The sequence below is a fragment of the Rubritalea sp. genome, from assembly GCF_039830215.1.
In the GTDB taxonomy this organism is placed as follows: domain Bacteria; phylum Verrucomicrobiota; class Verrucomicrobiia; order Verrucomicrobiales; family Akkermansiaceae; genus Rubritalea.
Map to the genome: position 1 here is coordinate 1 of NZ_JBDOPO010000071.1, position 3,816 is coordinate 3,816.

A 3,816-nucleotide genomic window follows, 5' to 3' on the forward strand; every position below is an offset into this window, starting at 1 on the left:
CGGCAGTGATGGGTAGTCGCCACGAAGCGAACCAAGGCGAGCTTCTAGGATTTCACTAAACCCGGAAAGAGCCTCGCTATCCATAGCTTCGATAGTGCGCTTGGTCGGTGCATCAAGCGGCAAATAACGATGAAGGTGGCGCTGCCACTCAGTGACTTTGGCTAGAACCGTGGCCTCAGGTTCGGTCTGAAGCGCCTCCTCGATTTCGTTGATTTTGGCAACGATTGGGTTCATGCGCTTTACCTCGCGCTGATTTTTGTTACCGACGATTTTTTGGAGAATCCATTTAAGCATAGCTATCTGCCCGCATTATTAGGGTTGGGCGAGGTCTCCTTACACCCGTTGCATCCGATAGGCAAGGGACTTTCTGTGCTGAAGTAGTATTCTCCAAGGATTACTACGTATTTCTTAAATGACGGCCGAATTAGTGCCTAAATTACCGAGATTGAATGAACATAACTTCAGACCGAATCTGCCCATGGAAAGCTGCATTAGCCTCAAGAAAAGCGATTATCAACCTTTAGGAAATTGCGCGCAGTAGGTGTGAAGACAAATGCTGGTAGCTGTCGCCACATTATAGCTGTACGGTAGTCCCCAAACTGGGATTTCTACCACGTGGTCGAGAACATCCAGAGTTTCCTGATTGAGACCTTCGCGCTCGGAGCCGACAACCAGGACTGTCTTGTGTGGGAATTGAAACTCTCCTAGCGCGACCGAGTTCGTTGTCTGCTCCAGTCCTACGAGCTGGTATCCTTCAGATTTAAGCTTTTTGAGAGCGGGGAGCAATGTGCGGCGAGAAGTGAGATTCACGTTGTCAGCCCCATCTCGGGCTATCTTCGGATTGATCTTAGCATTGCCGGTGGCAATGACTTCGGTCAGTCCCAGGCAACCTGCAGTGCGGACAATAGTTGAGAGATTCGCATGTGTCCTCAAAGGGGAGAGCGCAATGATCAGTGGCCTAACAGTAGTGAGTTCTGCTGGAGGTTTATGGCGGATGTGCTCGAATTTTTTAGAATCACTCATACTGCGTGGCTATAGGTTACTTTTCAAGCGGGTGAGAACCTCAGAGTTTGACTTCAGTTCATCTACCAGTGCGGTTATAACCCCCAGTGTCGCTTTAGAAATGTGGTGCTCCATGCCCTCTACATCGGCATAGATAGTGTCTTCATCTATATCGAAGAGACGGAGGAACTCGGTTAGGGTATCGTGCCGTGTGATGATGGCATTCGCTATGGTGCGGCCTTTCTCGGTGAGAATGGTGCCACGGTATTTCTCATGTTTTACCAAGCCCTCAGAGTCGAGCTTTCGCAACATGTTGGTGACACTCGCTTGAGAAATGCCGAGATTCTTTGAGATGTCGACCGGACGAGCATAGCCTTTTTCCTCGATCAGATTAAGGATCTGTTCGAGGTAGTCGTCCATGGCTACTGAGCCAGAGGTGCGGTTAGATGAAGACACAGAGTGGTTTAAGGTTTGGTATTTAAGATTGAAAAAAAATTAGTAATCTTCGACTGGGCTGCGGGAGTTGGAGACGGTATCACGTTGGTCTTTTGCCGCTTCTTCACCGAGCGCCTCTATGCGAAGCTCCATGATTTCGTCGTTAATTTTATCCCAGCGTTCTTGGCTGAAAATAATCGTTTTGGGTAACTTTTTTTTCAGTTTTCTAATACGCTTGAGTGAATCATCGATAGCGTAGGTGGAAATTTCTTTTAGGGAAGCCAGTGCTTGTTCGGCGGTGTCGGTCTGGTGGCAGATCATCGCCATGTCGTTACCCGCGTCGATAGCCATTTTCACATCGGGGCCACGGCCATAGGTATTGATAATTGCGCCCATGTCTAGGTCGTCAGTCATCACTACTCCATTATAACCAAGTTGGTCACGCAGTAGTCTGGTGACAACATTTCTAGAAAGTGACGCCGGTAAGCCTGGTGAGTCTGGATCAAGCTGGGAAAAGTGCGTGTGGCCAGTGAGCACAGCACTGAGTTCGTCACCGAGCGCTGTGTAGGGCAAGAGGTCGCTCTGCATCATTTCCTCCTTTGATTTATCGGACACGGGAAGTTTGTGGTGCGGGTCCACATCAGCAAGTCCACAAGATGGAAAATGTTTACCACATCCATGAACCTTGGTTCGGATCAGATTGCGGTTATAGACGCCCGCATTATTGATCACCTCTTGCGCATCACGGCCATAGCAACGGCCGCGTAGAGCATTATCAGCCTCAGTGTCATAGCAGATGTCTAACACGGGTGCTAAATTCATGTTGATTCCCAGCTGGGTAAGTAAAAGTCCGGTCTGTATGCCATGCCATGCGATCAGGTCTGGTTTCCCACAGATGCGCAGTTGTTCCGCGGAGGGAGGTGTGTTGCCAATCTCTCTCGTACGCGTAACCCTGCCTCCTTCTTGATCGATCGCTATAATTGGCTCAATTTCGCATATGTCTCGCAGTGAGTCCGTCAATGCACGCACCTGAGTCGGGCTCTGCACATTGCGACCAAATAAGATAAAACCACCAGGCTGGATTTTACTCAGATAGTGGACCTCGTTAGGAGAGAGTTCGTATCCTTTGATACCTAAAAGTAACAGTTGGCCATGCATGCGCCGAGGTTGGCCGGGGAAACTCCAACTAGCAAGTCGCTATTGGCTTTCAGACTTTAAATTTCAGTAGTAAGGTTCATAAAGCTTCCCTCAGACAGTCTAGCTCACCTTATGTTTTCCATGGTAGTAAAGAACCAGAATGGTTCATTCCTATTTATTAATTGTTCATTCGAGCTTAGCTACCCACTTCCCAGTTGCCAGCAGCATAACTTGCCCGTATAAGCCGACCATATGGCCAAGAAACCAGTAGTACTTATTATTCGTGACGGCTGGGGTGTTAACCCTGGTGGACAAGAAACAGCTCAGCAGGACGGTAACTCCACGATTCTCGCAGACACTCCATTTCACGATAAAATACTCGAGACCTATCCAAAGGGATTTGTTAGTGCCTCAGGAATGGACGTCGGTCTCCCTGATGGTCAAATGGGTAACTCCGAAGTAGGTCACCTCAATCTAGGTGCTGGACGCATCGTTTACCAAAGCCTCACACGTATCAACAAATCTATCGACGATGGGGAAATGCCTAATATAGATGCCATGAAGGAAGCGTTTGAAAAAGCCAAGGGCGGAACTATGCACTTCATGGGACTCGTCTCCGATGGGGGAGTGCACAGCCACCAAGACCACTTAGCCGCATTTGTCAAAGCCGCTGCAAAGGCTGGGGTTAAAAATATTTCAATCCACGCTATCACTGACGGACGTGACACATCACCAAGTGGTGGCATCGATTACCTAAAAAAGTTAGAAGTAGACATCGAAGGCACGGGCGCTAAAATCGTCACGGTTATCGGCCGCTACTATGCTATGGATCGCGACACCCGATGGGAGCGCAACAAAATAGCATGGGATGCTATTGTGCTCGGTAGAGGTGAAAAATTCGAAGGATCTGCGAGTGAAGCTGTTGCTGCAGCCTATGAGAAGGACGAGACTGACGAGTTCATCAAGCCAATGATTCTAGCTGATGCTCATGAGCAACGCATTACTGATGAAGACGTGGTCTTCTGGTTCAATTTCCGTGCCGACCGTGCGCGTCAGCTCAGCAATGCATTTCTTAATGGCGAGGCATTTGTCGCTTTTGATAAAGAAGTCCACCCGAAGCCACACTTTGTCACACTCACTCAGTACGACGAGAATTTCGATTGTGCTGTAGTCTACCCATCGAGCAGTATGAAGAATGTGTTAGGTGAGGTTGTTGCCGATGCAGGCCTGAGCCAGCTTCGT

The 3,816-nt window shown here is 48.8% G+C and carries 5 protein-coding genes; 1 reads left to right on the forward strand and 4 read right to left on the reverse strand.

Features of this window, described 5'->3' with window-relative positions; translation table 11 throughout:
• The 4 genes from ABGY95_RS02160 to nagZ all read right to left on the reverse strand — a co-directional run.
• Positions 1-294 (reverse strand): hypothetical protein (locus ABGY95_RS02160; protein ID WP_347440038.1); only part of this gene is annotated, 294 nt, incomplete at its 3' end.
• A 219-nt stretch (positions 295-513) separates the two neighbouring features.
• On the reverse strand, positions 514-1,023 hold the full coding sequence (locus ABGY95_RS02165) for an RNA methyltransferase (protein ID WP_347440039.1): 510 nt from the start codon (positions 1,021-1,023) through the stop codon (positions 514-516).
• A gap of 9 nt (positions 1,024-1,032) precedes the next feature.
• Entirely contained in the window at positions 1,033-1,458 is a 426-nt protein-coding gene (mntR, locus tag ABGY95_RS02170; protein ID WP_347440040.1) for a transcriptional regulator MntR, read from the reverse strand.
• A 39-nt stretch (positions 1,459-1,497) separates the two neighbouring features.
• Positions 1,498-2,595: a beta-N-acetylhexosaminidase gene (gene nagZ / locus ABGY95_RS02175; RefSeq protein WP_347440041.1), complete on the reverse strand. Its 1,098-nt coding sequence runs from the start codon at positions 2,593-2,595 to the stop codon at positions 1,498-1,500.
• A 231-nt stretch (positions 2,596-2,826) separates the two neighbouring features.
• On the opposite strand from nagZ, the gene gpmI reads away from it, so the two are divergent.
• A partial coding sequence (gpmI, locus tag ABGY95_RS02180) for a 2,3-bisphosphoglycerate-independent phosphoglycerate mutase (protein ID WP_347440042.1) occupies positions 2,827-3,816 on the forward strand: 990 nt, incomplete at its 3' end.

Bases quoted from the DNA above. Each gene is read 5' to 3' on its own strand.
- ABGY95_RS02165 (WP_347440039.1), bottom strand. From the start codon at position 1,023: ATGAGTGATTCTAAAAAATTCGAGCACATCCGCCATAAACCTCCAGCA.
- nagZ (WP_347440041.1), bottom strand. From the start codon at position 2,595: ATGCATGGCCAACTGTTACTTTTAGGTATCAAAGGATACGAACTCTCT.